We start from the raw sequence: 24,276 nt of genomic DNA on the forward strand, positions 1-24,276 counted from the left end.
CCGCAAGCCGCAGCACGACGGCCCCCACCGCCTCCCGCACGACCTCCCCCTCCACGGACCGTGGGACGTTCTCGGGAGCCCGCGCCGCAGACCCCACGGCGCCCCAGTCGCGCATCCCCGCGCCCCCGCAGGCCTCCGAGCCGGCCTCGCGCTCCGCAGCCCCCGAGCAGCTGCCCGCGCACGTCGTCCCGGCCGGGAAGCGTCCGCGCCGCAACGTCCGCCACCTGAGCCGCAGCACGGGCGCGGCCCTGGCGATCTCCGCGCTGGTCGTCGGCACCGCGCTCCCCGCCATCGGGATCGTCCGGGCGAGCGACGCCCAGGCGTCCAACAGCGCCTCCGCCGACATCCGCGCGCAGTCCTTCACGGCTGCCAACGGCGTGCTCCCCGACGTCCAGGTGCACGGCACGTTCACCGCGACGACGCCGACCGAGCTCAGCGCTATGCAGGCGGCGACGGCCGCCGCCGCGCGCACCGGTGTGGCGTCCATCGCCAAGCCCGGTCAGGTCATCTATCCCATGGCCGCCGGCTCCTACACGCTGACCGACGGCTTCGGCGCTCCGCGCACCGGCCGCAGCCACATGGGCCAGGACTTCGCCGCCCCGATCGGCACGCCGATCTACGCTGCAGCCGACGGCTGCGTCACCCTCTCCCAGGAGAGCTACCAGGGCTACGGCGTCTCCGTCGAACTCTCCCACCCCGCCCTGAGCGGTCAGAACGCGGTGTCCACGCTGTACGCGCACATGGACTACGGCACCCGCGCCGTTCAGGTCGGCGAGTGCGTCACCGCCGGCCAGTTCCTCGGCCGCGTCGGCAACACCGGCTGGACAGTCGGCTCGTGCCTGCACTTCGAGGTGCACATCAACGACAGCGCGATCGACCCGCTCGCCTGGCTCCAGGCCAACGTCTTCTGATCCGTCCGCGGACCGACGAAGCCCCCGTCTCGACGGGGGCTTCGTCGTGTCAGGACGGTTCAGCGGGTCAGTGCCCCCGTGCGGGTCGACGACGACGAGCTCCGCGCCGTGGTCATGCGCCCCGTGATGCACTCCCGTATCGGTCAGCGCCAAGGCGGGCGTCGCCAGCGCGGCGACGAGGACGGCCCCGACAGCCATCCCCGCCGCCCGCAGGCGCGACATCCCGGACGGGTCCTCCCCCGATCCGCCCGGGCGCTCCGCCTTCGCCGCCATGCGCGCCGCCATGGATCCCCCGGCCACGGCGAGCGCCGACGCGATCGCGACCGCGCCGACGGGTGCACCGCCCCCGAGCGACACCGCACCCAGCACCACCGCCGCGATCGCGCCGGCAGCAGCGCCCCGCCCGCCGATGATCCGCCCGGCACGCAGCACGGCGACGCCCCACACGAGCTCGGCAGCGCCGGTCGGCAGCATCGCCGCGCACAGGAGCGCCGACGTCGCATCGCCCGAGCGCGCGACGGCCGAGGCTCCGATGGCGAGATGGATCAGGCCCGCTCCCCATGCGAGCATCGCGGGCCAGGTGCGCAGCACGACGTTCTCAGACCGTCGCCGAGCGCGGCGTGCCGCGTTCGACCCCCAGCCCCACCGCGAGCAGCAGCAGCGCGCTCGCGAGGTGCAGGAAGTGGTCGAACGTGTTCAGCGCGAGGATGTTGGCCGCCGTGCCCACCAGGAAGAACCCGACGATGCCGAGCAGCAGGTACGCCGCTCCCACGACGGTGTTGGCGCCCTTCGCCGCCCGGGTGGACGCGAGGCCCGCCACGAGCAGTGCCGCGCCGATCAGCAGATGGGCGACGTTGTGCAGCGGATTGACCATGAAGACGCCGAGCAGCATGCCTCCCCGGGTCGCCAGGAAGGAGACCCCTCCGGTGACGGCGAAGCCGAGCGCTCCGACGGCGATGTAGACGACGCCGAAGATGACGGCGATCAGACGGTTCGGTGACGAACGCATTGCTCCTCCTCGATAGGGCGGCGGGCTGCCGCGTATCCCTTGTTCGGAGTCCTCCGAGAATCGGATTGCACAGTTTCGGCAGGGCGATACCCGCAGCCCACGGCACTGCGCAGATCGAGCCGTGTGCCGCAAGCCCGTTGCCGGAATGCCACAGCGGCGGCAGGGTCGAAACCGACCGGAGCGGATCCGCCCATGCCGGCGGATGCAGGGAGGACGCGGATGGCGTTGCGGATCGTCGACAGCCAGGAACCGGGGATCCGGCGGATCCGGCGCGGACGCGGATACGAATATCGCGACGCGGACGGGCGACACGTCGACGACCCCGACACCCTCGCCCGGATCCGCTCGCTCGCGATCCCGCCGGCATGGGAGGACGTCTGGATCTGCCGCCACCCGAACGGTCATCTGCAGGCGACGGGCGTCGATGCGGCCGGTCGCACGCAGTACCGCTACCACCCGGAATGGGCGCGCAGGGCCGCGGAGGCGAAGTTCGACCGCGCGCTGGACCTCGCCCGGGCTCTCCCCGTCGCGCGGCGCTCGGTCACCCGCGACCTGCGCGCCGGCGGCACGTCACGGCCCACCGTGCTCGCCGCCGGTTTCCGGATGCTCGACGTGGCGCTGCTCCGCGTCGGTTCCGAGGAGTACGCCCAGCAGCACGGCAGCGTCGGGCTGTGCACGCTGCGGGGGTCGCACGTCGACATCGACGCGACGACCGTGCGCCTGCGATTCCGCGGCAAGAGCCGGATCCCGTGGGAGAGCGAGATCGAGGACCCCGATCTCGCCGCGGTTCTGGCGCTGCTGCGCCGGCGCGGGTCGCGCGCGCGGCTGCTCGCCTGGAGGGACGACGGGCCCTGGCGCCTGCTCCGCCCGGCCGACATCAACGAGGACGTCCGCACCCGCACGGGCGGCGACTTCACCGCGAAGGACTTCCGCACGATCCATGCGACCGTGATCGCCGCCCGCAGCCTGGCCCGCTCCGGCGTCGCCGAGACGGAGGCGGCGCGCCGCCGGGCTGTGCGTCAGGCCGTCGAGGAGAGCGCGGTCGCGCTCGGGAACACGCCGGCTGTGGCGCGCAGCAGCTACATCGATCCCCGGCTCTTCCAGCGCTACGACCAGGGCCGCACGGTGCACCCGAACGGGAGGAGCATCGAACAGCAGCTCATAGACCTGCTGCCCTGATGCCGCTCCCGCCGCCGGGCTTCACGCCGGGTCCACCTCAGGCGAGGTCGTTGTAGGACTCGCCGGCGGGAGGAGCCGCCCGCCGTTCGGGAGGAGTGCTCCCCTCATCGGGCGGGGTGCTCTCCCCGTCCACCGTCCCACGCCAGGCGCCCGTGGCGCTGCCGCGCTCCTCGATGAACTCCTTGAACCGCTTCAGGTCGCGCTCCGCGGCGCGCTCGTCGATCGACAGCGTCGCTCCGACGCGCTCGAGGAACGTCTCGGGCTCCCAGGTCATCGTGAGATCCACCCGGGTTCCCACGGGTCCGGCGGCGAAGGTGACCTGGCCGGAATGCACCTTCTCCCCCGAGCTCTCCCAGCGGATGAGGGAGTCGGGGATCTGCTCCGTGATGGTTGCCTCGAAGGTGCGCTTGACGCCGCCGATCTCCGTGTCCCAGCGGGTGCGGACGTCGTCGAGCTGCTCGACGTGGCGCACCGACTCCATGAACTTCGGGAACTCCTCGAACTGGGTCCACTGGTCGTAGGCGCGGTGGACGGGGACGTCGACGTCGACGGATGCGTTCACGGTGGTGCTCATACTTTCTCCTTCCGTTCGGGGCTGCCACGCTACGCGTGCGCAGGGTCCGCCTCGCCGGGGTTCCGCATCGGGTGGGCGTGCGCTATTGTCGCGAGTCCGCCACGCGCTGACCGCGATCGAACGCCGCGGAGTAGAGCTCGTCCGCCTCGTCCAGCACCGACTCCGCCAGCACGGCGACGGGGATCACGTCCGCGAGCAGCGGCTCAGCATCGGGCCCTCGTCCGACTTCGCTTCCGGTGAGGATCCAGGCGACGCGCCCGTCGCCTTCATGTTCGAGATGGCGGTACTTCATCAGCTGCCGCGCGGCCCACTGCTCGACGGGCCGTGTCCACCACGACTCCGGGGTGAGCGGGCTGGCAGACAGCCCGGGCAGGGGCAGCCCGCTCTCGCCGTCGATGCTCGTGCCGCCCACGTCGCCGCGGGGATCCTCGCTGTAGCGCACGTACAGCGGCTCGACGGACTCCACGAGGCACACGACCTCGCGCAGCCGTCCGTACACGGGCAGGTCGCTGTGCTTCGCACGGTCCTCCACGTCGGTCATCACCATGCTCCGTGCTCCTTCTTCAGCGAGACGGGCCTGCAGCCCGCTCTTCTCAGAGTGCCGTGACATGGCTGCCCCGTCTGCGGGCTTGACAAGCATGGCCGCGCTCATCTCGATGGAACCACCGCGCCTTCGTGCTCATCTGCGCGCCGCCATGGAGTGTTCACGTGCCGTTGTTGTCCGCGCTTCCTCGGCGTGGTTGCATCGGACTTCATGACCGATGAAACACATCTGCACCGCCACGCCGACGCTCCGGAACCCCGCTGGTGCTCGTGCGCGATTCCGGACGAGGCCGCACAGGAGCGCCGCTCCGGACTGAATCGACGAGGTTTCCTCACCGGCGTGACAGCCGCCAGCGCGCTCGCCGCCGCGGGCTGGGTCGCCACACCCGAGAAGGCGTCGGCCGCTGCCGGCGGCGTCGGCAAGTCCGTGACGATCACGATCATGGGCACGTCCGACATCCACTCGCACGCGGTGAACTGGGATTACTACAAGGACGCGGCGTACACCGACAAGGCCGGCAACGTCGTCGGCCTCTCCCGGGTGGCCAGCGTCGTGAACCAGATCCGCGCCGACCGCGGTCGCGACCGCACCCTGCTGTTCGACGCGGGCGACACGATCCAGGGCACGCCGCTGGGCTTCTACTACGCCACCGTCGAGCCCATCACGACGACGGGCGCCGTGCACCCGATGGCCGCCCAGATGAACGCGCTCGGCTACGACGCCGTCGCGCTCGGCAACCACGAGTTCAACTACGGGCTCGAGTTCCTGGACACCTGGATCTCGCAGATGGACGCGCCGGTTCTCGGCGCCAACGCCGTGCACGCCGGGACGACGGTGCCCGCGTACACGCCGTACACGATCAAGACGCTCAACGTGAAGGGGTACAAGCCGATCCGGGTCGGCGTCCTCGGGCTCACCAACCCGGGCATCGTGATCTGGGACAAGGCGCACGTGAGCGGCACCCTCGAGGTGCTGGACATCGTCGAGACCGCCAAGCGCTGGGTACCGGTCATCCGGGATCAGGGCGTCGACCTCCTCGTCGTGAGCGTGCACTCCGGTGACAGCGGCACCTCGTCGTACGGCACCGACCTGCCGAACGAGAACGCGGCAGGGATCCTCGCGGAGCAGGTGCCCGGCATCGACGCGATCCTGTTCGGGCACGCGCACAAGGACATCCCGCAGCGGTTCGTGACGAACGCGCAGACCGGACAGCAGGTGGTGCTGAGCGAGCCGATGTGCTGGGGCCAGCGGCTGAGCGTCTTCGACATCGAGCTGCAGCAGGTCAAGGGCAAGTGGACGGTGGTCTCCCGCAAGTCCACGAACCTCAACACCAACACCGTGCAGGACGACCCGGCCATGGTCGCCCTCGTCCAGGCGCAGCACGACGCGGTCGTCAGTTACGTGAACAAGCCGGTGGCGACCTCGACCGAGGAGCTCTCCGCGGCCGAGTCCTGCTGGAAGGACACCGCGATCCTCGACTACGTCAACAAGGTCCAGGTCGACACGGTGACGAAGGCGATCGCCGGCACGCCCGAGGCGGCGCTCCCGGTCGTCTCGATCGCGGCCCCGTTCAACCGCCAGGCGACGTTCCCCGCCGGCGAGGTGACGATCCGCGACGTGGCAGGGCTGTACATCTACGACAACACGCTCATGGCCTCGGTGCTGACCGGCGCCGAGATCAAGGACTACCTGGAGTACTCGGCGAAGTACTTCCAGCAGGTCGCCCCGGGCGCCCCGGTGGATCCGGCGAGCTGGACGAACGCGCTGAACACGCCCGACTACAACTACGACCAGTTCTCCGGTGTGGCGTACGACGTCGACATCTCGCAGCCGCAGGGATCCCGGATCCAGAACCTGTCCTGGAACGGCGCCCCGGTCGACCCCGCGCAGAAGTTCGTCGTCGCGGTGAACAACTACCGCCAGTCCGGGGGCGGCGGCTTCCCGCACATCGCCACGGCGCCGGTCGTGTACAACGCGCAGGTGGCCATCCGCGAGGCGATCGTCGCATACGCCTCGGCCGCAGGCACCATCGACCCCGCCGATTTCCACGTCGTGAACTGGCGGCTCACGCGCAACGGCACACCGGTGTTCTGACCCGGGACGCCCCGGCAGGTCGCACGGCGCCCCTCCGCTGATCCGGCGGAGGGGCGCCGTCGTCGTGATCGGCCACCCCTCGCCGGCGGATCCGCGACACCCGCTGGTATCAGGACGACGTCTGCGCGCTCTTGATCGTCGATGGATCCCAGTGCGACGGAAGTCAGGGGTGGTCACGATGAACGAGCTGTTCCGATTCATGCTCATGCGTCCGGCGGATCTGCCGGCGGATGCCGAGGTGCATCCGCTCGTGCCGCACGACGTCGACACCGGGGCGGGCGCACCGGTGCTGCGACGATCGGCGAAGGCGTTCCTGCAGTCCGACGCCGTGGTCCGCTCGGTCACCGAGGAGCCGCTGGGCGTCGCCGCGCGCGCCGTGGCAGACGCCCTCGGCGTCGCACGGCGGACGAACGCCGACGCCGAGGCCGCGATCCACGGCGCGACGGGGAGCTCTGCGGCGGCTCTGGCCGCGGATGCGGGATTCGCCGCCTATCGCCGGCGGGTCGAGGACACCCTCATCGCGGCGAAGGCGCTCTCCGACTCGTCGGGGACGGATGCGCGCGGCCTCGCCGCCGTCGCACAGGGCCTCGACGCGATCGCGCGGACCGCCGCGGGCGACGACGGCATCGCTCTCCGCCCGCTCGTCATGCCCGTGGTCCCCCCGAAGGGCGAGGGACCGGGGGCGCCTCCGCCGTCCACCGGTCCGCAGCGCACCCCGTCCAGTCCCGACGACGGCCGGATCCGCGCCGAGATCGACCGGCTCGACCGCGCCATCGCCGCGCTGACCGCGGTGCCGGCCTCGGGCTTCGCGCCCGAGACCCGGACCGCGCCGCCCCGTCCGCGCACCCGGGCGACACGGTCGTCCGGAGACGGTGCGGACGGCGCCGACCGTGCAGACCACGCCCGTGCGTCCCTGTCGCGGAACGGCACGGAGAGCTCCGGCTCCATCGCGCCGCGCGTCCCGTGGGTGCTCGACACGGCGGTCGCCGAGAAGCTGGCGGCGCCCGTCCGCACCACGCTGCGCAGCCTCTCCCTCGACGTCGCCGATACGCCTCTGCCGATGATGCTGCGCACGCTCGACGAGAAGCGCAGCGCGCTGCTGGCCTCGCTCGCCGTGCCGGTATCGAAGATCTCCGCCGTGTCGCTCGTCGGCAGCGCGCTGGTGGAGACGCCCGACGCCGCCGATCTGGTCGGCGCCCCCACGGCGGGGATGCCGGCAGGACACGGATCCATCCGCCCGGTGGGCGTCGGCGACCTGCTGCTCGTCAAGGAGCACGTGCTGCGCTACGAGGGCGGCGAGCTGGCGCACGTGGAGAACGTGCTGAAGTCCGAGCACCTCGATCGGGAGACGCGGCGCCTGGAGCGCACCGAGACGACGATCCTGACCGAGCACGAGACCACGAAGGAGGAGGAGCGCGACACCCAGTCGACCGACCGGTTCTCGCTCAGCCGTGAGACCAGCTCCACGATCAAGGACGACACCCAGTTCAAGGCCGGGCTGTCGGTGGATGCGAAGTACGGCCCGTTCGTGGAGGTCAAGGCGAACGCCGACTTCGCCACCAGCCATTCGTCGGAGGAGTCCGCTAAGCAGGCGTCGGAGTTCAGCAAGGACGTGGTCGCCCGCTCCGTCAGCAAAGTGGTCGACCGGGTGCTGGAGAGGCGGACCACCACCACCCTGAACGAGTTCGAGGAGCGGTACTCGCACGGCTTCGACAACAGCAAGGGCACGGGGAACATCTCCGGGGTGTACCAGTGGGTCGACAAGGTGCTGCAGGCGCAGGTCTACAACTACGGCAAGCGGATGCTCTTCGACGTGACGCTGCCCGAGCCCGGCACCGCGTTCATCGTGGCGCAGACCAAGGGCAAGCTCGAGGGGCAGACCTTCACCGCGCCGGTGCCGTTCACGCTCACCCCGGCGCAGGTCCCCGAGGGCAACTACGCGTTCTGGGCCCACCAGTACGACGTCACCGGCATCGAGGCCCCGCCCCCCTCCGGTCAAGACGTTCAGCAAGGCGTTCGACGGCACCGTGCCGCAGGATCCGTACGAGTTCAGCAAGTCGGCCGACATCGCGATCGACGACGGGTTCCAGGCCAAGTACGCGCTGTGGACCGCTGCATGGAACACCTACTCCGGAGCCGCCTGGTACCTCGTCATCGGCAACAACGCCCTGGACGTGTTCACCGACTCCACGTATGTCGGGATGGCCGGCGAGGTCGGATCCGTCTCCGTGGCCACGTACGGCTGGAAGCTGCGCGACTTCGCCGCGACGGTGGAGATCTTCTGCGAGCGCACCGCGCGGGCGATGACCGCCTGGCAGCTGAAGACGCACGCGGCCCTCACCCAGGGCTACCTCGCGAAGCAGCAGGCGTACCAGTCGCAGCTGGACGAGGCGGCAGCCGCCGCCGGCGTGGTCATCTCCGGCCGCAACCCGATGTGGAACGCCCGCATCGTGGCGAACGAGTTGCGCAAGCAGTGCCTCACGCTGCTCACGGCTCAGCAGTTCGACGCGTTCGGGGCGCTGGAGACCTCGGCGGAGGGCTACCCTCAGCCGAACCTCACCCGCAGCGAGCAGCAGATGCCGTACGTGCGCTTCTTCGAGCAGGCCTTCGAGTGGGAGCACCTCGTGTCGTTCTTCTACCCGTACTTCTGGGGGTGGAAGCCGGCCTGGTCGCACCGGATGCTGCTCGACGATGTCGACACGGAGTTCGCCGACTTCCTCCGCGCGGGCGCCGGCCGGGTCGTCTTCCCCGTCCGCCCCGGATTCGAGGCCGCCGTCGTGCACTACCTCGAGACCGGGGAGATCTGGAACGGCGGACCGGCGCCGGACATCTCGAGCTCGCTGTACGTGCCGATCGTCAAGGAGATCCAGGAGGCGACCGGAGCTCCCGGCGACGAGGTTCCGGTCGGCGACCCGTGGCTCGTGCGGCTGCCCACGACGCTGGCGAAGCTGCGCGCCGACGACGCGCTCCCGGCGTGGACGAAGGTCGGCGAGGACTGGCAGCCGGCCAACTGAGGACCGTCCGCCCGGTGGCGGACGCGCCGACGACGACCGGCAGGAGGCCGGACATGCGCAACTACATCATCATGGCCGGGGTGGACTGGGAGTTCCACGGCGTGGACTTCCAGGTGCTCGCGACGAACCGCCGCAAGTACCTCACGCGGCAGAACACCGCGAAGGCGGATCTGCGCTTCCTCATGATGGACGTCCGCGCCGGGCGGGTCACCCGGATCGACGTGACCTACCCGGGCGGCACGAAGACGGAGACGTCGAGCGTCGTGGCCACCTTCGGGCCGGTGGGCCGCTCCAGCATCGGCACGTTCACCGACTCCGCCGGAATCACCCGCACCGGCTTCACGCCGGGCCAGTTCAGCGTCATGTCGATCACCGATCTCTACGCCGCGATCCGCGACATCGGCAAGAACGCACCGGGCACGCTGCAGGAGGTGAGCTTCTTCGGGCACGGCTGGATGGGCGGGCTGATCCTGGTCAACAGCTTCGATGACCGCTCCCCCGTCGTCCCGGTGCCCTCCACCGGCGGCGCGCCCACCACGGTCGTCGCCACGCTCGGCCCGACGCAGCGCAACCCCAGCGACGAGGACTCCCGGGGCGAGTACGACTTCGTCGCGCCGACCCAGGACGCCGCCGCGCTCGCGCTGTTCAAGGCCGCCTTCGCCGCCGACGGCTTCTCGTGGCTCTGGGGCTGCGCGTTCCCGCGGGTCATCCACCACGCGATGTGGGCGATGGAGGGCGCCAAGGGCTATGCGTCCAGCGGCACCGGCGACGACACGGTGCTCACGCTCGACCGGGTGGTGAAGGAGGACGTCGACTACCTCGAGGGCTTCCTGCTGCCGATCCTGAAGACGCCGTTCCCGTCACGCTCGACGATCACCACGAAGTTCAGATTGCTCAAGTACGCGTTCTGCGCCGCCAACGCCTCGGCCTTCGCCGCGCAGCTGGCGAACGCGACCGACAAGCCGGTGCGCGCCGCCCTGCTCGGCACCTACGCCGAGTACGACGATCCGACCGACATGATGCACGTGCACACGGGATTCACAGCGCACGTCGCGTTCTACAAGAACTACATCGGGATGGCGATGGATCCCGAGGGACGCGGCTACGGCGTGTACCCGCCGGGCCTCACCTGTGCCGTGCCGACCGTGCCGTGATCCGGCACTCGACGCGGAACCGGCGCACCCCCTACTGTTCGAGTCATGGCAGCGCTTCTCGACGTGGACGGCGTCCGCGCCCTGCTCGCGGAATGGATGCCGCGGCAGCGGTGGTTCGCCGCCAAGGGGCGCCATTCGGCGCTGCGGATCGTCACGTGGTGGGACCTGCCTGCCGTTCCGGGTGACGAGGCGGTGCAGGTGCGGACCTTCCTCGTGGCGGATGACGCGGCGGTGCCGGTGGCGCTGTATCAGGTGCCGCTCGTCGCGCGTCCGGACGCTTCCGTGCCGCCGGGATCTCCGAACGCCGTCGGATCCCCGGAGCCGGGCTGGACGCTCCTCGACGGCGCGCACGATCCCGCCTTCGCGACAGCTCTGCGCCGTCTGGTGACGGCAGGCGGATCCGGCACCGGCCCGGGATCGGAGGCGCACGGGGTTCCGGTCTTGCCCGCGCCTGCCACGGGGAGGTGGACCTCCGACGTGCTGCGGGGCGAGCAGTCGAACACCTCGATCATCTTCCGCTCCGATGATGCACCTCCGATGATCGTGAAGATCTTCCGTCTGCTGCACGCCGGCGTGAATCCGGACATCGAGCTGCAGAGCGGTCTGGCCGCCGCGGGTTCCCCGTTCGTGCCGCGGGCGCTCGGGCACGTCGTGGGGCGCTGGCCCTCCCCGGACGGCACGGTGGAGGGCTCGCTCGCCTTCGCGCAGGAGTTCCTGCCGGGCGTGGAGGACGCGTGGCGGGTCGCGCTGCGGGCGGCATCCTCGGATAGGGACTTCACCGCTTCCGCCCACAGCCTGGGCGTCGCCACCGCGAGCGTGCATCGGACGCTCGCCGTGACTTTCCCCACCGTCGACGCGTCCGACGACGACCGGCGCCGCATCGCCGTGAGCTGGCAGCGGCGCCTGGACGTGGCGATCGCGGACGTGCCCGAGCTCGCCGACCTGCGCTCGGCGATCGAGGCGGTGTATGAGCGCGCGCAACAGGGGCCGTGGCCGCAGCTGCAGCGCGTGCACGGCGACCTGCACCTGGGCCAGGCGATCCTGGCTCCGCAGCGCGGGTGGATGCTGCTCGACTTCGAGGGCGAGCCGCTGCGCCCGATGACCGAGCGGGTGCGGCCCGACCTGGCCCTGCGCGACGTGGCGGGCATGCTGCGCTCATTCGACTACGTCGCCGGATCCAGCCGCCTCACCCACCCCGACCTGCCGATCGCCCCCGCCCGTGACTGGGCGAACGCGGCCCGGCAGGCGTTCCTCGCCGGGTACGCCTCCGCCTCGGAGGTGGACCTCGACGCGCAGCGTCCGCTCCGCGACGCCCTCGAGCTGGACAAGGCGGTGTATGAGGCCGTCTACGAGATCCGCAACCGCCCGGACTGGCTCCCCGTCCCGGTCCTGGGCATCCGGCGGCTCGTCCGAGCCGTCTGAGCCCCAGCGAACGGGGCCGGCCCCGCGCTACTTCACCGTCGGCGGTCCGGGGATCCCATAGCCGGACGGGGCGATGTTCGCGTCCAGCGACTTCTTCCAGGCACCCGAGGAGATGTACTCCTTGAGCGCCGAGCGCACCTGGCCGGCGCGGTCGTCGCCCTGCTTCAGCCCGATCCCGTAGTTCTCATCCGTGAACCCCTTGCCGATCACCCGCAGCACGCCCTTGTACTCGGGCAGGGCCGCGAAGCCGGCGAGGATGAGGTCGTCGGTGGAGACGGCGTCGACGGTGCCCGCCGCGAGATCCCGCACGCACTCCGACCACGACGGCACTTTCACGACGGTGATCTTCCCCCGGTAGTGAGCCGTGAGGTAGTCGATCGAGGTGGTGCCGGCGGCCGCGCACACCTTCTTGCCGTCCAGCGTCTCGGGTCCGGTGATCGTGTCGTCGTTGCGCCGGATGAGCAGATCCTGATGCGCGACGAAGTAGGGCCCGACGAAGGCGATCTCCTTCTCGCGTTCCGGGGTGATGGAGAACGTCGAGACGACGAGATCCACCTTTCCCGAGGTCAGAGCGCTCACCCGCTCGTCCTGGTCGATGCGCTGCCAGGTGATGTTCCTGGTCGGCACCCCGAGCTTGCCTGCGACGTAGTTGGCGGTGTCGATGTCGAACCCGGCGTAGCCGTCGTCGGTCTTCCGGCTCACGCCGGGCAGGTCGTCGGCGATGCCGATCGTGAGGGTGGCGGATCCGGTGGCGTTGTTGTCACCGGTGCTGGTGGGCGGGGTGGACGAGCACCCGGTGACGATCACGGATGCCGCGGCCAGTGCCGCCGCGGCGAGCGCGAGACGACGCATCACCGTCCCCCTTCACTCGTGTCCGACGGATCGGGCGGGTTCTTGTCGGGCTCGTCGAGGTTGTCCCACTCGTGCATCTCGACCTCGATCGGTCCGATCTCGATGCCCTCGTCCTCGTCGTCCTCGTCGCGCTCGTGCACGTCGAACTGCACCGTGCCGATGGCGGCGATCGATTCCGTGCGCGGGCCGGCGGGCTGCGGCGGATAGCGCAGGCCGGTGTCCGTCCATTTGCTGAGCATGCGGCCGCCGGTGTGCGCGGACACCCGCCCCTTCACGATCAGCCAGCCGAGCTCGAAGATCACCAGCAGCACCGGGATCCCGACGACCACGACGACGAATCCGGTCTTGTGCCAGAAGTACGGCGACGCCTGCCAGCCCGAGATCGCCATGCCGACGATCACGAACGCCAGGAAGGCGAGGCCCAGATAGCTCGTCCACGGGGTGCCGGGGGCGCGGAACGTGCTCGCCGGCAGCACTCCCCTGTCGCTGAGCCGTCGCAGCCGCAGCTGGCAGACGAAGATGGTGCCCCAGGTGAACACCACCGCGATGGATGCGGCCTCGAGGGCGATCTCGAACGCATCGGGGCTGACGGCGTTCAGGATGGATCCGAACACGTACACCACCGCGGTCATCACGATGCCGGCCCACGGCACGCCCGCGGCGCTCATCCGGAGCGTGAAGGCCGGCGCCTGCTTGGCGATGCCGAGGCTGCGCAGCACCCGACCGGTCGTGTACAAGCCCGAGTTCAGCGACGACATGGCCGCCACGATGAGGATCGCCTGGATCACGTTCGCCATCCACGGCATGCCCATGCGTCCGAACACCGTCACGAACGGGCTGATGCCCGGTGTGAACTCGCTCGTGGGCAGGATGCACACGAGCAGCAGCAGCGCGCCGCAGTAGAAGACGGCGATGCGGACGATGACCGCGTTGACGGCCTTGGGCACCTCGCGCCGCGGATCCTCCATCTCCCCCGCCGCGATGCCGACCATCTCGATCGCCGCGTAGGCGAAGACGACGCCCGACATCACGATGATGGGGCCGTACCAGACGAACCCGTCGCCGGTCGGCCAGAACCCGCCCGGGTTGGACCAGAGGTTCTGGACGCCGGCGCGATGGCCTCCGACGTCGAAGCTGAAGGCGACGACGATGAGGCCGACGACGAGGAAGACGACGATCGCGGAGACCTTGAGCACCGACGCCCAGAACTCGAACTCGCCGAACGCCTTCGCCGACAGCAGATTGACCACCAGCACCACGGCGAGCGCGATGAGCACCGTGGCCCAGGTCGGCATCTGCGGCCACCAGTACTGGATGTACAGGCCCACGGCGCTGAGCTCGGCGATGCCGGTGAGCGCCCAGTTCGTCCAGTACATCCAGCCCGTGTAGTAGGCCGCCTTCTCGCCGAAGAACTCGCGCATCCACGACACGAACGCACCCGAGGTCGTCCGGTACAGCACGAGCTCGCCGAGCGCCCGCATCAGGAAGTAGGCGATCACGCCGACGAAGGCGTAGCTGAGCACGAGCGCCGGGCCGTTGCTGTGCAGGCGTGACGCGGATCCGAGGAAGAGACCGGTGCCGATCGCTCCGCCGATCGCGATCATCTGCACCTGGCGCCGGTTCAGGCTCTTCTTGTAGCCCGCCTGCTCGGCGTCGTGCTCTGCGCCGTGGTCTTGGGCGTGTGTGACATTCGTGGCTTCGGTCTGCGACATGCGCTCCCCCTCATCACCGGGGCCGCGGTGGGGCGGGTCGCATCGCGGCTCGGAGCATCGGGGCCTGACGTGGAATCGAGGATGGCACGGTTCCTGGACCGAGGGCAACGGGTTCCCGACATGCCGCCGCGCGGCTCATGGCCGGCGGAGCCCACGAGCGATGAGGTGGATCGCGAGCCAGAGCTCGAAGGCGAACACCGGGAGCGCGGCCGCGCCGGCGAGAGGCCCGTTGAGGGGAATGACGGACCACAGTTGGGCGAGGTTGCTGACGAGCACGAGGAGACCGCCTCCGGCACCGAGCGCCGCGAGCGGCCGGGGCACCGCGCGAGAGTCCCAGAGGAGCCAGCCGAGGACGATCGTGTTGACGCTGATCACAAGCCCCTGGCCGAGCAGGAACGACGCGGTGTGCATCGCCGTCAGCAGCTCCGCCGAAGACCCGGCGGTCGCGGGCACCCACATCATCGCCAGCATCGGCAGCGCACCGGCGACGATGACGGCGGCTTCCACAGCGCGAAGGATGGCGAACGTCGCTGCGCGGACCGGTCCGAATGGGCGCAGCAGGTGCCACAGAAGCACGCCGGTTCCCGCGCAGCCGATCGCGAGTGCGAACTCGAGCGTGACGCCGGCGGGGACGAGCCCGGCGCCGTACGCCACGACCGCGACGACGGAGGTGACGTGCGTGACGAGATAGAGAACGCCGGCGGCACGGGCATGCCGGCGCGGCGTGTGGCGAGCTGATTCGCGGATCCCATCCGGGTATACGGCGTATGCTGTCATCCGCTCATCGTAGGTTTACGATGTATACATGTCAAGCAGCACCCCCGGATCCTCGCGCAGTCGCCTTGATCGCGATCTCATCGTCGACATGGCGATCAGCGTCGCGGACAGGCAGGGCCTGGAAGGGGCGAGCATGCGCGGAGTGGCGGAGCGCTTGAACGTCACACCGATGGCGCTGTACAAGCACGTCGCGAATCACTCCGAACTCATCGACCTCATGCTCGACCGCGTGATCGACGGCATCCCCGCTGTCCGGTCCGAGGCGGACTGGGTGGAGACGACCCGGGCGCGCATCTTCGCCGCACGGCGGACGTTCGCGGCGCACGCATGGGCCCGCGAAGCGATCGAGACGCGCCCGCGGGCGACGCCGCGGACCCTGCACTACATGGACTCGCTGATGGCCGGGATGTTCGAGGGCGGGCTCTCCGCCGACCTCGTGCACCACACCATGCACGCGCTCTCCACCCGCATGTGGGGCTTCACGCGCGATGTGCTGCCGACACCGCAGGTCCCCGAGGATCCGCAGCAGCGGGCTCAGGCCATGGCCGCCTTCGCGGCCTCTTATCCCGCGATCGTGCAGATGGCCACGACGTCCCCCCACGCCGGTGAGGCCTGCGACGACGACGCCGAGTTCGCCTTCGCGCTCGATCTCATCCTCGCCGGCGCTCAGCGCCTCCATGAACGCGGCTGGACACGCTCGGTACCCGTTCGGATGTCGTAGCAGGTGGAGGCGCAGGTGATGCCGGGGAGATCACCTGCGCCTCCGATGCCTCTGAGGGGCACCTTCCCCGCGGAGCGGGATGTCGATGCGGGAATCATCGACGATCGGCCTTGGGGCCTATCTATCAAGACCGAAACAGCAACAGATCGTGACGCTCGGCACAACACTCTCGCTCGGGGGTCGGTCGCGGTCACCCGGTTGCCGCTGCGGTGATCGCCTCGTCGTCGATGAGTTGGGCGGTGATGACCATGTTGTCGATGGATTCGGTCTGAGCCGGCGTCTGCAGGCAGGTGAACAGAACCAGGCGTCCGGGAGTGTTGACCCAGACGGTGGCATCGGCGTTGATGTCGGGTTTGTAGACCTTTCGCCACCCCGTGACGCGGTAGTGGAGTCCGTCGACGTAGACGTCTGCGCCCTCACGCAAGGACCCGGTGCCGGCGGCGACATCGATGAGGTAGTTCCCGGGGCAGATCGCCCCGCCGCGGCAGGAGTGCATCACGACGAACACCGTTCCGCCGCGCGCATGGTCCAGGTCGGCTCCGAAGTTGCGGACGAGATAGGCGGCGTCGAATCCGGGTGGGTCGATGATCCCATCGACCTCGTTCAGCTCCCCGAGCTGCACGTCGAGTCCCGTCGCGGGCACACGCAGTCGCATTCCGCGTACGCTGGAAACGGCGTCGACCGCCCTGCTCACGTCCCGGGCGGGGGCCGGAAGGACGACGGGGTTGCCGCGCAAGTCCTTGGGATACGTCTGCTCGGTCAGGTATGTGTCGAGCGTGCAGCCGCCCGCGACGAGGGCGACGACGCCCAGGATCGCCGCGATGATGATGCGGACCGCTCCGGGCCGGCGTCGATTCCCGCTGCGGGTTGCCGATGTTCGCCTTTCAGGCATCCTGGGGCGCTCCAGTCGGCAGGCCGGGACGAACGCGCCGGGATTACGCATGACGCACCGTCACGCGGGCGGTGCGATGCCGTTTCGCCGGCACGCATGCGCCTCGGGCGGGACGTCCGGACCACCAGACGTAGACGGCCGCGGCGAGCAGTGCGGTGCCGGTTCCCACGGACCACCACGGAAAGCCCGGGCCGGCGGGTGCGGCGCCTGCGCCCGCGATCGCGGACCGGGGTGTGGGGAGCACGCGTTCGCCGGTGACGAGGATGCGCTGACTGTTGACCCCGATCGGGGTGCACGTCACCAGCGTGACCAGATCTTTGCCCGGCACCGGGTCGAGCGTCTTGGTCTGGTCCGGGTCGACCACCTTGATGCTGATGATCTTGTATGTGAGCGTCTCGCCGAACACGTACAGACTGAACTTCTCGCCTTCGCGGACCTGATCCAGATTCGTGAACAGCGTCGCCGAAGCGAGCCCACGGTGTCCGGCGAGCACCGAGTGGGTGCCCTCTCCGCCGACCGGCAGCGACGTGCCCTCGAGATGCCCGACGCCCTTCTCCAAAGTGCGATCGGCAGTGCCGTGGTAGATCGGCAGGTCAGCGTTGATCGACGGGATCACGATGCGTCCCATCAGACCGTACTGGTCGGCTTGCAGGAGCTTGGTGTAGTCGAATCCGTTCGGCAGGTGAGCACCCTGATCGACCGGGATCCGTTCGTTCGCGCGGACGGCCGCCCTGCCGTCCAGCGCCGCGTTGTAGGCGGCCGCCTGCTGCAACGCCTCGGTCCGGGCATCTGGGCCGATGATCTTGACGGCGTTCCCGTACTCGGCGATCCGCTGCGTCTCCTGCACGGCGCTGAACCAGCTGGCTGTGGCGGGATACAACGCGACTCCGACACCGCCCAGGCACACGACTGCGATGAGGAGCGAGAGAACCGACACCCGCCACCGTGGACGAGATGTCCGGACGCGGGATCGAACACGGAGATCCGTCATTGCGCGCTGCTCCTGGATCGGGGACGGTGTGAAAGGGGCGACAGGGATGCCGCGGGACAGGGTCGACGCATGGCCGACCGAGACGAGGCGAGTCCAGGTGACGACGCGGTCGGACGCCGCCACCTGGACTCGTCACCCTGTGGACTACTGCTGCGAGGCGTTGTCCACGGCCGCGAGCCCATCGACCGCGCTGCGGCGGCGACGGCTCAGGATGAGCGCCGCGGCCACGGCCATCGCGGCGACAGCGAGTCCGCCGGTGATGAAGATCGTGGTGCCCGTGGAACCGGTCAGCGGCAGCGCGATCGGCGGCGCCTGAGGGTCGGTCACCGTGACCGTCGCGTTGGCGGTGCCGGGCTGGACGGTGATCGCGTATCCACCGGTGCTCTGCGCAAATGCAGGAGCCACCACGTAGCCGGCCGGGGCCTTGGTCTCGACGATGTAGTAGGTCAGGTTCGCACCGGCACCGTTGACCTGCGACTTCAGACCACTGATCGCCACATTGCCCGACGCATCCGAGGTGAAGGTCGTCGAACCGCCCACCGAGACCGGATTGGTCAGTGCCTGCGCGTCGGCCTGACTGGTGAAGACCTGGAACTCGGCACCCTGGAGAGCGTTGTTGTTCGGGTCGACCTTGTGCAGGTTCACGTCACCCCACGTGGTCTGGACCGGGTTGGTGGGCGTCGTGATCGGCGGGGTGCCGTTCGTGGCCTGGTTCTGCGTCTGGATGGTCTGGTTGGCCGTGTTCTGGATCGTACCGTCACCGACTGCGTTGACGACCGTGGCGAATCCGATGGTCACCACCGCGGACGGGTTCGCCGTCAACAGTGCGAGGCCAGAGGCGGTGAAGTCGACGACCACATCCTGGCCCGTCACGGTGACGGTGTAGTCGCCGGCGGCGAGAGTGACCGGATTGCCGTTCTTGTCCTTCACCGTGACCGTGACGTCCGCGGCGGCGGGCGGGGTCAGCCGCGAGTCCAGCGTGTCCGACACCGAGTACTGGGTGAACGGGTTGCTGGGCGTCTGGTTCGGGACGGTCGACGTGATCGACCAGTTCACGGAGTCGCCCACACCGTACGCAGCGGTGTCATCGACAGCCTTCACCGGCGCGCCCTGCACCGTGTTCTTCGGGTAGACGTAGACGTTCGTGAGCCAGTTGTTGTTCTGCGGCAGCGGCAGCGTCACCAGGAACGGCTGCGCGATCTCGGTCCCGGCGGGCGCGGCGGTCTCGATGACCTCGTACACGGCCGCGGTAGAGGTGCTGTAGGTCGTCACGCCACTGGCGTTGGTCACCGGCAGCGCAGTCGCCGTACCGGTCGTGTACACGTTGTTGGACGAGTCCACGACCTGACCGGAGCTGTTCACCGACAACGTCGCTGCCGTCGTCCACCCGGCGGGGGTCGACAGGTCGATGCCGTTGACGGGCACGATGCTGTACTGCACTCCGGCGATCGGGGTCAGCGCGCTGACGTCCTGCTGCGTGCCGTTGGTAGCCGTGCCGCCCGTGGACGGGTTCTCCAGCTTCGTGATGGTCAGGTTGTAGGGGCCGGCCGGCACATTGCCGCCCGTGGTGTCGGCGTTCGCGGGACCGGCGAGAGCCACTGCTCCCGCCAGCGCGAGCGCGGCGGCACCGACCGTCGCGGTCAGACGCCGCAGGCGGGCGCCCTTCTTCGGGTTCTCCATGATGATTCCTGTCTTTCGGGTCGGAGACTGTGAATGGTTGGGGTCTTCTTCGGATGCCGGGTTCTGTCAGGGCCCTCCCGGCATGCACGCGGGCCTCATGATCGGCCCGTCCGGCGTCGGCGGAGCAGCTGCCACGTCACCAGCGCAGACGCCGCCGCGAACAGGGAAAGGGACCACACCGCGACCACGTCCGTCCCGACTCCCCCGGTCAGCGGCAACGCGATCGCCGGCACCGACTGATTCACGAACCGGTACAGGACCGTGGTTCCGGCCACGGCGACCGCCTGATCGCCCGACACCGCGGTCCAGGTCGTCCCGCCGTCCGTGGATCTCTGCAGGCCGAGGGCGAGATACGCCGTGGTCGACGAGAGCGACTGCTCGGCGAGGGTGTAGTTTGCTCCCGGCTTCACCTCGAACGTGTTCGCGGAAGTCGCGGTCTCCGAGCCAGTGAACGTCGACGCGCCGCCGAGGCCGGAAGGCGGCGTGACGGTCAGGCTGAATTGGCCTGCGGTCAGCCCGTCGGCAGGATCTTGGATGTGCTTGAGCACGGCGATCTTCGCGGTCGTGTTCGTGATCGTGCACGTCACCGCCTGCCCGTATCCGACCGTGACTGCTCCGCTGGCGACGGGAACGGAGACTGCGCCGGCCGCGCACACCCACCCCGCGGCCGTGGGCACGTAGTTCTGCGAACCGGGCGTCGTCGACGATTCGGCCAGCGTGTACGGCACCTGCGGGGTCACGTTCACGGCGGTCGCGCCGGCCGATCCCGCGGCACCCGCGGGGCCGGGCAACGACCCGGACGGCCCCGTGGCGGTCAGGTTCCAGGATGTTGCGGCCAGGCTCCCGTAGGCGACGTTCTTCACAAGCGTGAGCTTCTGGTCGCAGGTGATCGTGTTGGTGATCGAGAACGTGTTCGGTGTCGGGGTGGCCGTCACCGCGGCCGTGTACGGGAGATTCGCCGGGGTGCCGAGAGTGGAACCGTTGACGGCGGTCATCTTCTGCGTCGTGACGGTGCAGCCAGCCGGCACCGTCACGGCACCCTCGCTGACGGTCACGCTCTGTCCGACGAGGTATCCCGCGTAGGCCCGGCCGAACACGGGGCTGACCTGACCGGTGAGCGTCGGGGAGGCGGAGAACCCCACCGGGAGGGTCTGGGCTGTGTCGGCGGGTTGCGCAGGCACGTGATAGGTGCCGACGACCGTTCCCGAGCCGTTCTTGATGATCCAGGTCTTGTTGACCTGCACGGCCTGGGTCGTCGGCTCACTCACGCTGGACGAGCATCCCGCGCCCGGCGAGGGCGGGCAGTTCGCGTCGCTGGTCCCGGCCGGAGGCACCACGGTCGCGGTGTTCGTGATGACGGTGCCTGCCGCGGTGCTCGCCGACACCGTCCCGGTGACCGTGTAGGTGACCGTCCCGCCCGCCAGCACTGTGGCGGTGGTGGATATGTTGCCGGCGCCGGAGGCCGCGCCGCAGGAAGACCCGGGAGTGGCCGAGCACGTCCATGTCGCCCCGGTCACCTGCGAGGGAATCGGATCCGTGACCGTCGCGTTGGTCGCCGTCGACGGTCCTGCATTGCTCACCTTGATCGTGTACGTGATGGGGTCGCCCGGGTTGTACTTCGTGGCGTTGGCGGTCTTCACAATCGACATGTCGACTTTGGGAATCACCGTCAGCGTGGTGCTGCCAGGCGGGTTCAGACCGACCAGGCCACCACTCGACGGGAAGTTGCCCGGCCCGTTCGTGTAACTGCCGACCGTGGTCGCGGTCACCTGCACCGACACGGTGCAGGAGGCCTGGCCCTGGTTCAGGGCGCCCCCCGTCAGCGTGACCGTGGTCGCCCCTGCCGCTGCCGTGATCGTGCCGGCCGAGCAGGTCGTGCTGTTCACACCCGTCGCTGTCACGCCGGAGGGCAGGTTGTCCGTGAAGCTCCACCCGGACTTCGCGGCGAGCTCGGACGTGTTCGTGACCGTGTACGTCAGCGTCGACGTCCCTCCTTGCGGGATCGTCGCAGGTGAGAACGCCTTGTCCAGCTGCGGAGTGACGTCCACGATCTGCGGCAAGTCGAACGCCACGTCGTTGCCGGACCCGTTGGTCTGCGCGTTGTACAACGACAGTCCGAGAGTGGCGGTCGTCCCGGCGGGGACCAGGTAGGCCGCCGACTGCAACTTCGTGACCTGCGGCCCCCAGTTCGTGGGATTGGTGCACGGGTTCAAACCCGTACTCAGCACGATCGGATTGCCGTTCACGATCAACGAGAACGTTTCCTTCGGCTGGGACAGGCCGCCGTTGGCGGGGCAGTTCACTGCGGCGAAGTATGCCGACACCGCGTAGTAGTGGCCGGCCGTAGCCGAGATCGTCTTCACCGTGCGCAGCTCCGTACCCGCGGAGATCGTCCCGGATTGCGCGTTCGTGTACTCGGTCAACGCCTGATTCGTGAGCGCCTGCGTCGCGGTCTGCCCTTGCGCGAGCCCGAGCGCCTGGGCCATGTCCTGCAGCGACGGCCAGGTGCTGCTCAGGTTGCGTTGGCACCCGGCATCCGATGTCGGCGGATTGGGTGTCGTCCAGCTCATGATCCAGCCGTTGCACTGTCCGCCCGCGGGCGTCCACTGCGAGTCCGCCGTGTATGTCGTGGACGCGGCGGCAGCGCTCCCGGTGTAATTGCGGATATCGATCGCGGCGGCCGACGCGCTCTGGTTGGAGAAGTCCTCTGTATAGACGGGCGTCCCCGGCTGGGGCACGCCCGGCGTGCCCGGAACGGTCGCCGACGCGGTGAACGCCGAAGGCGACCACACCAGCGACACGGCGACCGCCGTGAGGATGACGCTGATGCTCAGCACCCGGCGGATACGACCGCTCCGCAAGCCTTGCCTTCTCGACGACCGGTCCGAGCAGTGCCTCATGTGGTTCCCATCTCATTCGCGGAGACGCCGCGCACGCGCTGCGGAGCTCTCGAGCTACCCGCCGACTCCCCAGCCATTACGTGTGCTCCCTCGGGCGGGAGCGCCTGCACCCGGATGCTCGGGTGGCTACTCATCAAGACCGGCCAGGCCGCGCTTCGTGACGAGCAGAAGCATGATCGGTCGCCTGGAGGGGCGGGTGTCCCCACGCACCCGCCCCCAGCGCCACGGCAGGTGGCGCCTGTACTCCCTCCGGAGTACGCCGGCTCGGGTGACCGGCAAGGCGCCCTCCCGCGGGGCGCCTCATCTTTTCAAGACCATGCCCGCGCTGGATCGTGATGTGCGCCCCGCCGATTCTCACGGGACAGCGCGGGTCGTGAGGCCGGCCTGCGGTGGCTCGCGGTCACGGCGCACCGCCGCTGGCCTCGGCGTGATCGGAACTGCCGGTTGCACGGTCGATCCCGGGATCCCCGCAAAGCTTGCGGATGCGTCGTCCGTCTCGTCATCTCCGTCAGCGTCCTCTTGCACGTCCGGCGCCACGAGCTCGGGGACAGGGACGGTCAGCGGGTCGAGCGGCTCGCCGGCCGATGTCGTGGGGTCGGGAAGGGTCTGCTCGGCCGGGACACCGATAGCAGCACTGCCGACCGGGCTGGTGACAGAAGCAATGTCAGGCGTCTCCGGCTCGGTCGAGGGTGTCAAGGGTGGCACCTCTTCCGATGGCGACGGGGTCGACACGAGGACTGGCGGTGGCGGTGAGGAGCTTGTTGGAGCCGGTACCGCCACGCGGGTCGTCGCAGACTCGCCCGACGGATAGGTCGGTGCCGGTGATGCGATCGAGCTCGTGACGGCTGCCACGGCGACGCCCGCGATGATCACTGCCGCGCTCGTGCCGAGCAGCGCAGGGACGCTTGCCCAACGGCCTGTGGCCTCGGTCCCTGCCAGGGCGACTGCCGCGCTCGCGGTCGTTCCGCCGTCGAGAGCCAGGTAGGCACCGGCAGCCGAGGCGCCGAGTGAGAGCGGCAGCAGGACCGTGCGCAGATTCTGAGAGACCTGATCCAGTTCGCGGGCGGCGAGGGTGCAGCCGTCGCAGGTCGCAAGGTGGCTGGTGAGCCGGGAATGGTCCCGCAAGGGCATCGGGCGCCGCCCGCGGCGGACCAGCCGTTCGCAGACCCACCGGCACTCTTCAGGTCGGTTGGGGTCCGAGATGTGCGCGTGGAGCCATGCGCACCGGAACGCCTCGCGCGCGCGGACAGCCAGGGCGGAGATGCTGTTCGCGCTCATCCCGAGCACGGGGACGAGCTCGCGCGGCTTCATGCCGTCGACTTCGAGATACCACAACAAGGTCCGGTAGTTCTCCGGAAGCGTCCGGAACGCGGCGACGAGCGCCGTCCGGTCGGACAGCTCGTCGACGGGATCGGCGGCGTCTTCGTCAGGCAGATCGTCAATGAACTCGAGCGGGATGTCTTTGGGTCGTCCTCCCCATGTCGCAGCAGCGTTGCGGATCGCCGCGAAGAGGTAGGGCCGGAACGCGCCGGTCGGCCCGCCACCGTTGCGAATCGCGCTGAGCGTCTTGGTGAATGCTTCGCTGACGAGGTCCTCCGGGTCGATGGAGCCCGTGACCGCTCGAGCGGCGCGCAGACCGGCGGTGCGATGCCTGCCCCACAACGCGGTGAATGCGGCGACATCGCCGTCTCGGACGGCATGGACGAGTTCGACGTCCGATCGTTCGTCGGCCCTCTTCCACAGAACGGCACTGCTCATATGGCTCCCCAGCAATCTGAGCTACCAGGGTGCGCGCTTCGAGGGACCTCCTAGACAGCCTGGACCGGGAGATGAGTACTGCGGTCACGCAA

The 24,276-nt window shown here is 69.5% G+C and carries 20 protein-coding genes; 7 read left to right on the forward strand and 13 right to left on the reverse strand.

From position 1 onward, the window contains the following. On the forward strand, positions 1-911 hold a 911-nt coding region (locus AERO9AM_RS11245; protein WP_236602586.1), incomplete at its 5' end, for a M23 family metallopeptidase. Positions 912-1,509: 598 nt separating this feature from the next. Here AERO9AM_RS11245 and AERO9AM_RS11250 read toward each other — a convergent pair. Continuing rightward, complete coding sequence (locus tag AERO9AM_RS11250) at positions 1,510-1,920, reverse strand: DUF4383 domain-containing protein (protein WP_159576215.1); 411 nt, start codon at positions 1,918-1,920, stop codon at positions 1,510-1,512. Positions 1,921-2,139: 219 nt separating this feature from the next. Here AERO9AM_RS11250 and AERO9AM_RS11255 point away from each other — a divergent pair, with 219 nt between their 5' ends. Beyond that, the gene (locus AERO9AM_RS11255) at positions 2,140-3,099 is read left to right on the forward strand and encodes a DNA topoisomerase IB (protein ID WP_201298623.1); all 960 of its coding nucleotides are present in this window, start codon (positions 2,140-2,142) and stop codon (positions 3,097-3,099) included. Between the two features lie 37 nt (positions 3,100-3,136). Here the strand turns inward: AERO9AM_RS11255 and AERO9AM_RS11260 are convergent, their stop codons facing one another. Together AERO9AM_RS11260 and AERO9AM_RS11265 are read right to left on the reverse strand one after the other, a co-directional pair. Beyond that, positions 3,137-3,673: an SRPBCC family protein gene (locus tag AERO9AM_RS11260; RefSeq protein ID WP_159576217.1), complete on the reverse strand. Its 537-nt coding sequence runs from the start codon at positions 3,671-3,673 to the stop codon at positions 3,137-3,139. An 82-nt stretch (positions 3,674-3,755) separates the two neighbouring features. Beyond that, positions 3,756-4,220 carry a DUF6098 family protein gene (locus tag AERO9AM_RS11265; protein ID WP_236602587.1) on the reverse strand — a complete coding sequence of 155 codons (465 nt, stop codon included), beginning with the start codon at positions 4,218-4,220 and terminating at the stop codon, positions 3,756-3,758. 336 nt (positions 4,221-4,556) lie between these two features. On the opposite strand from AERO9AM_RS11265, the gene AERO9AM_RS11270 reads away from it, so the two are divergent. Next, positions 4,557-6,311 (forward strand): bifunctional metallophosphatase/5'-nucleotidase, encoded by a 1,755-nt coding sequence (locus tag AERO9AM_RS11270; protein WP_236602588.1) that lies wholly within the window; start codon positions 4,557-4,559, stop codon positions 6,309-6,311. A 489-nt stretch (positions 6,312-6,800) separates the two neighbouring features. Here the strand turns inward: AERO9AM_RS11270 and AERO9AM_RS11275 are convergent, their stop codons facing one another. Both AERO9AM_RS11275 and AERO9AM_RS11280 read right to left on the reverse strand, forming a co-directional pair. After that, positions 6,801-7,544 (reverse strand): hypothetical protein, encoded by a 744-nt coding sequence (locus tag AERO9AM_RS11275; protein WP_159576219.1) that lies wholly within the window; start codon positions 7,542-7,544, stop codon positions 6,801-6,803. A gap of 51 nt (positions 7,545-7,595) precedes the next feature. Further along, positions 7,596-8,048 carry a hypothetical protein gene (locus AERO9AM_RS11280; RefSeq protein ID WP_159576220.1) on the reverse strand — a complete coding sequence of 151 codons (453 nt, stop codon included), beginning with the start codon at positions 8,046-8,048 and terminating at the stop codon, positions 7,596-7,598. A gap of 290 nt (positions 8,049-8,338) precedes the next feature. Here AERO9AM_RS11280 and AERO9AM_RS11285 point away from each other — a divergent pair, with 290 nt between their 5' ends. From AERO9AM_RS11285 to AERO9AM_RS11295, 3 genes are read left to right on the forward strand one after another with little or no spacing between them, the layout of a single operon-like run. Beyond that, complete coding sequence (locus AERO9AM_RS11285) at positions 8,339-9,325, forward strand: hypothetical protein (protein ID WP_159576221.1); 987 nt, start codon at positions 8,339-8,341, stop codon at positions 9,323-9,325. 53 nt (positions 9,326-9,378) lie between these two features. Further along, a complete protein-coding gene (locus AERO9AM_RS11290) occupies positions 9,379-10,479 on the forward strand; it encodes a hypothetical protein (RefSeq protein ID WP_159576222.1) in 1,101 nt (366 codons plus the stop codon). Positions 10,480-10,524: 45 nt separating this feature from the next. Then, on the forward strand, positions 10,525-11,901 hold the full coding sequence (locus tag AERO9AM_RS11295; RefSeq protein ID WP_159576223.1) for a maltokinase N-terminal cap-like domain-containing protein: 1,377 nt from the start codon (positions 10,525-10,527) through the stop codon (positions 11,899-11,901). 27 nt (positions 11,902-11,928) lie between these two features. Here AERO9AM_RS11295 and AERO9AM_RS11300 read toward each other — a convergent pair whose 3' ends face one another. The 3 genes from AERO9AM_RS11300 to AERO9AM_RS11310 all read right to left on the reverse strand — a co-directional run bounded on the left by AERO9AM_RS11300 (position 11,929) and on the right by AERO9AM_RS11310 (position 15,242). After that, on the reverse strand, positions 11,929-12,753 hold the full coding sequence (locus AERO9AM_RS11300) for a glutamate ABC transporter substrate-binding protein (protein ID WP_159576224.1): 825 nt from the start codon (positions 12,751-12,753) through the stop codon (positions 11,929-11,931). Next, positions 12,753-14,465, reverse strand: a complete 1,713-nt coding sequence (locus AERO9AM_RS11305) for an amino acid permease (RefSeq protein ID WP_159576225.1) — start codon at positions 14,463-14,465, stop codon at positions 12,753-12,755. The genes AERO9AM_RS11300 and AERO9AM_RS11305 overlap by 1 nt, the downstream gene beginning before the upstream one ends. 135 nt (positions 14,466-14,600) lie before the next feature. Further along, positions 14,601-15,242, reverse strand: coding sequence for a DUF4386 domain-containing protein (locus AERO9AM_RS11310; RefSeq protein WP_159576226.1), 642 nt, complete (start codon positions 15,240-15,242; stop codon positions 14,601-14,603). 28 nt (positions 15,243-15,270) lie between these two features. Between AERO9AM_RS11310 and AERO9AM_RS11315 the strand changes: the two genes are divergently transcribed. Further along, on the forward strand, positions 15,271-15,963 hold the full coding sequence (locus AERO9AM_RS11315; protein ID WP_159576227.1) for a TetR/AcrR family transcriptional regulator: 693 nt from the start codon (positions 15,271-15,273) through the stop codon (positions 15,961-15,963). Positions 15,964-16,153: 190 nt separating this feature from the next. Here AERO9AM_RS11315 and AERO9AM_RS11320 read toward each other — a convergent pair whose 3' ends face one another. The 5 genes from AERO9AM_RS11320 to AERO9AM_RS11340 form a co-directional block, all read right to left on the reverse strand. Continuing rightward, positions 16,154-16,855: a class F sortase gene (locus AERO9AM_RS11320; RefSeq protein ID WP_159576228.1), complete on the reverse strand. Its 702-nt coding sequence runs from the start codon at positions 16,853-16,855 to the stop codon at positions 16,154-16,156. Positions 16,856-16,898: 43 nt separating this feature from the next. Next, positions 16,899-17,969: a class C sortase gene (locus tag AERO9AM_RS11325; protein ID WP_236602589.1), complete on the reverse strand. Its 1,071-nt coding sequence runs from the start codon at positions 17,967-17,969 to the stop codon at positions 16,899-16,901. Positions 17,970-17,990: 21 nt separating this feature from the next. After that, positions 17,991-19,526 carry a SpaH/EbpB family LPXTG-anchored major pilin gene (locus AERO9AM_RS11330; RefSeq protein ID WP_159576229.1) on the reverse strand — a complete coding sequence of 512 codons (1,536 nt, stop codon included), beginning with the start codon at positions 19,524-19,526 and terminating at the stop codon, positions 17,991-17,993. A 95-nt stretch (positions 19,527-19,621) separates the two neighbouring features. Continuing rightward, a complete protein-coding gene (locus tag AERO9AM_RS11335; protein ID WP_159576230.1) occupies positions 19,622-22,363 on the reverse strand; it encodes a DUF7933 domain-containing protein in 2,742 nt (913 codons plus the stop codon). 417 nt (positions 22,364-22,780) lie between these two features. After that, positions 22,781-24,184: a sigma factor gene (locus tag AERO9AM_RS11340; RefSeq protein ID WP_159576231.1), complete on the reverse strand. Its 1,404-nt coding sequence runs from the start codon at positions 24,182-24,184 to the stop codon at positions 22,781-22,783. Between the last annotated feature and the right edge of the window lie 92 nt (positions 24,185-24,276).

Source organism: Microbacterium sp. 8M (assembly GCF_902506375.1).
Classification (GTDB): domain Bacteria; phylum Actinomycetota; class Actinomycetes; order Actinomycetales; family Microbacteriaceae; genus Microbacterium.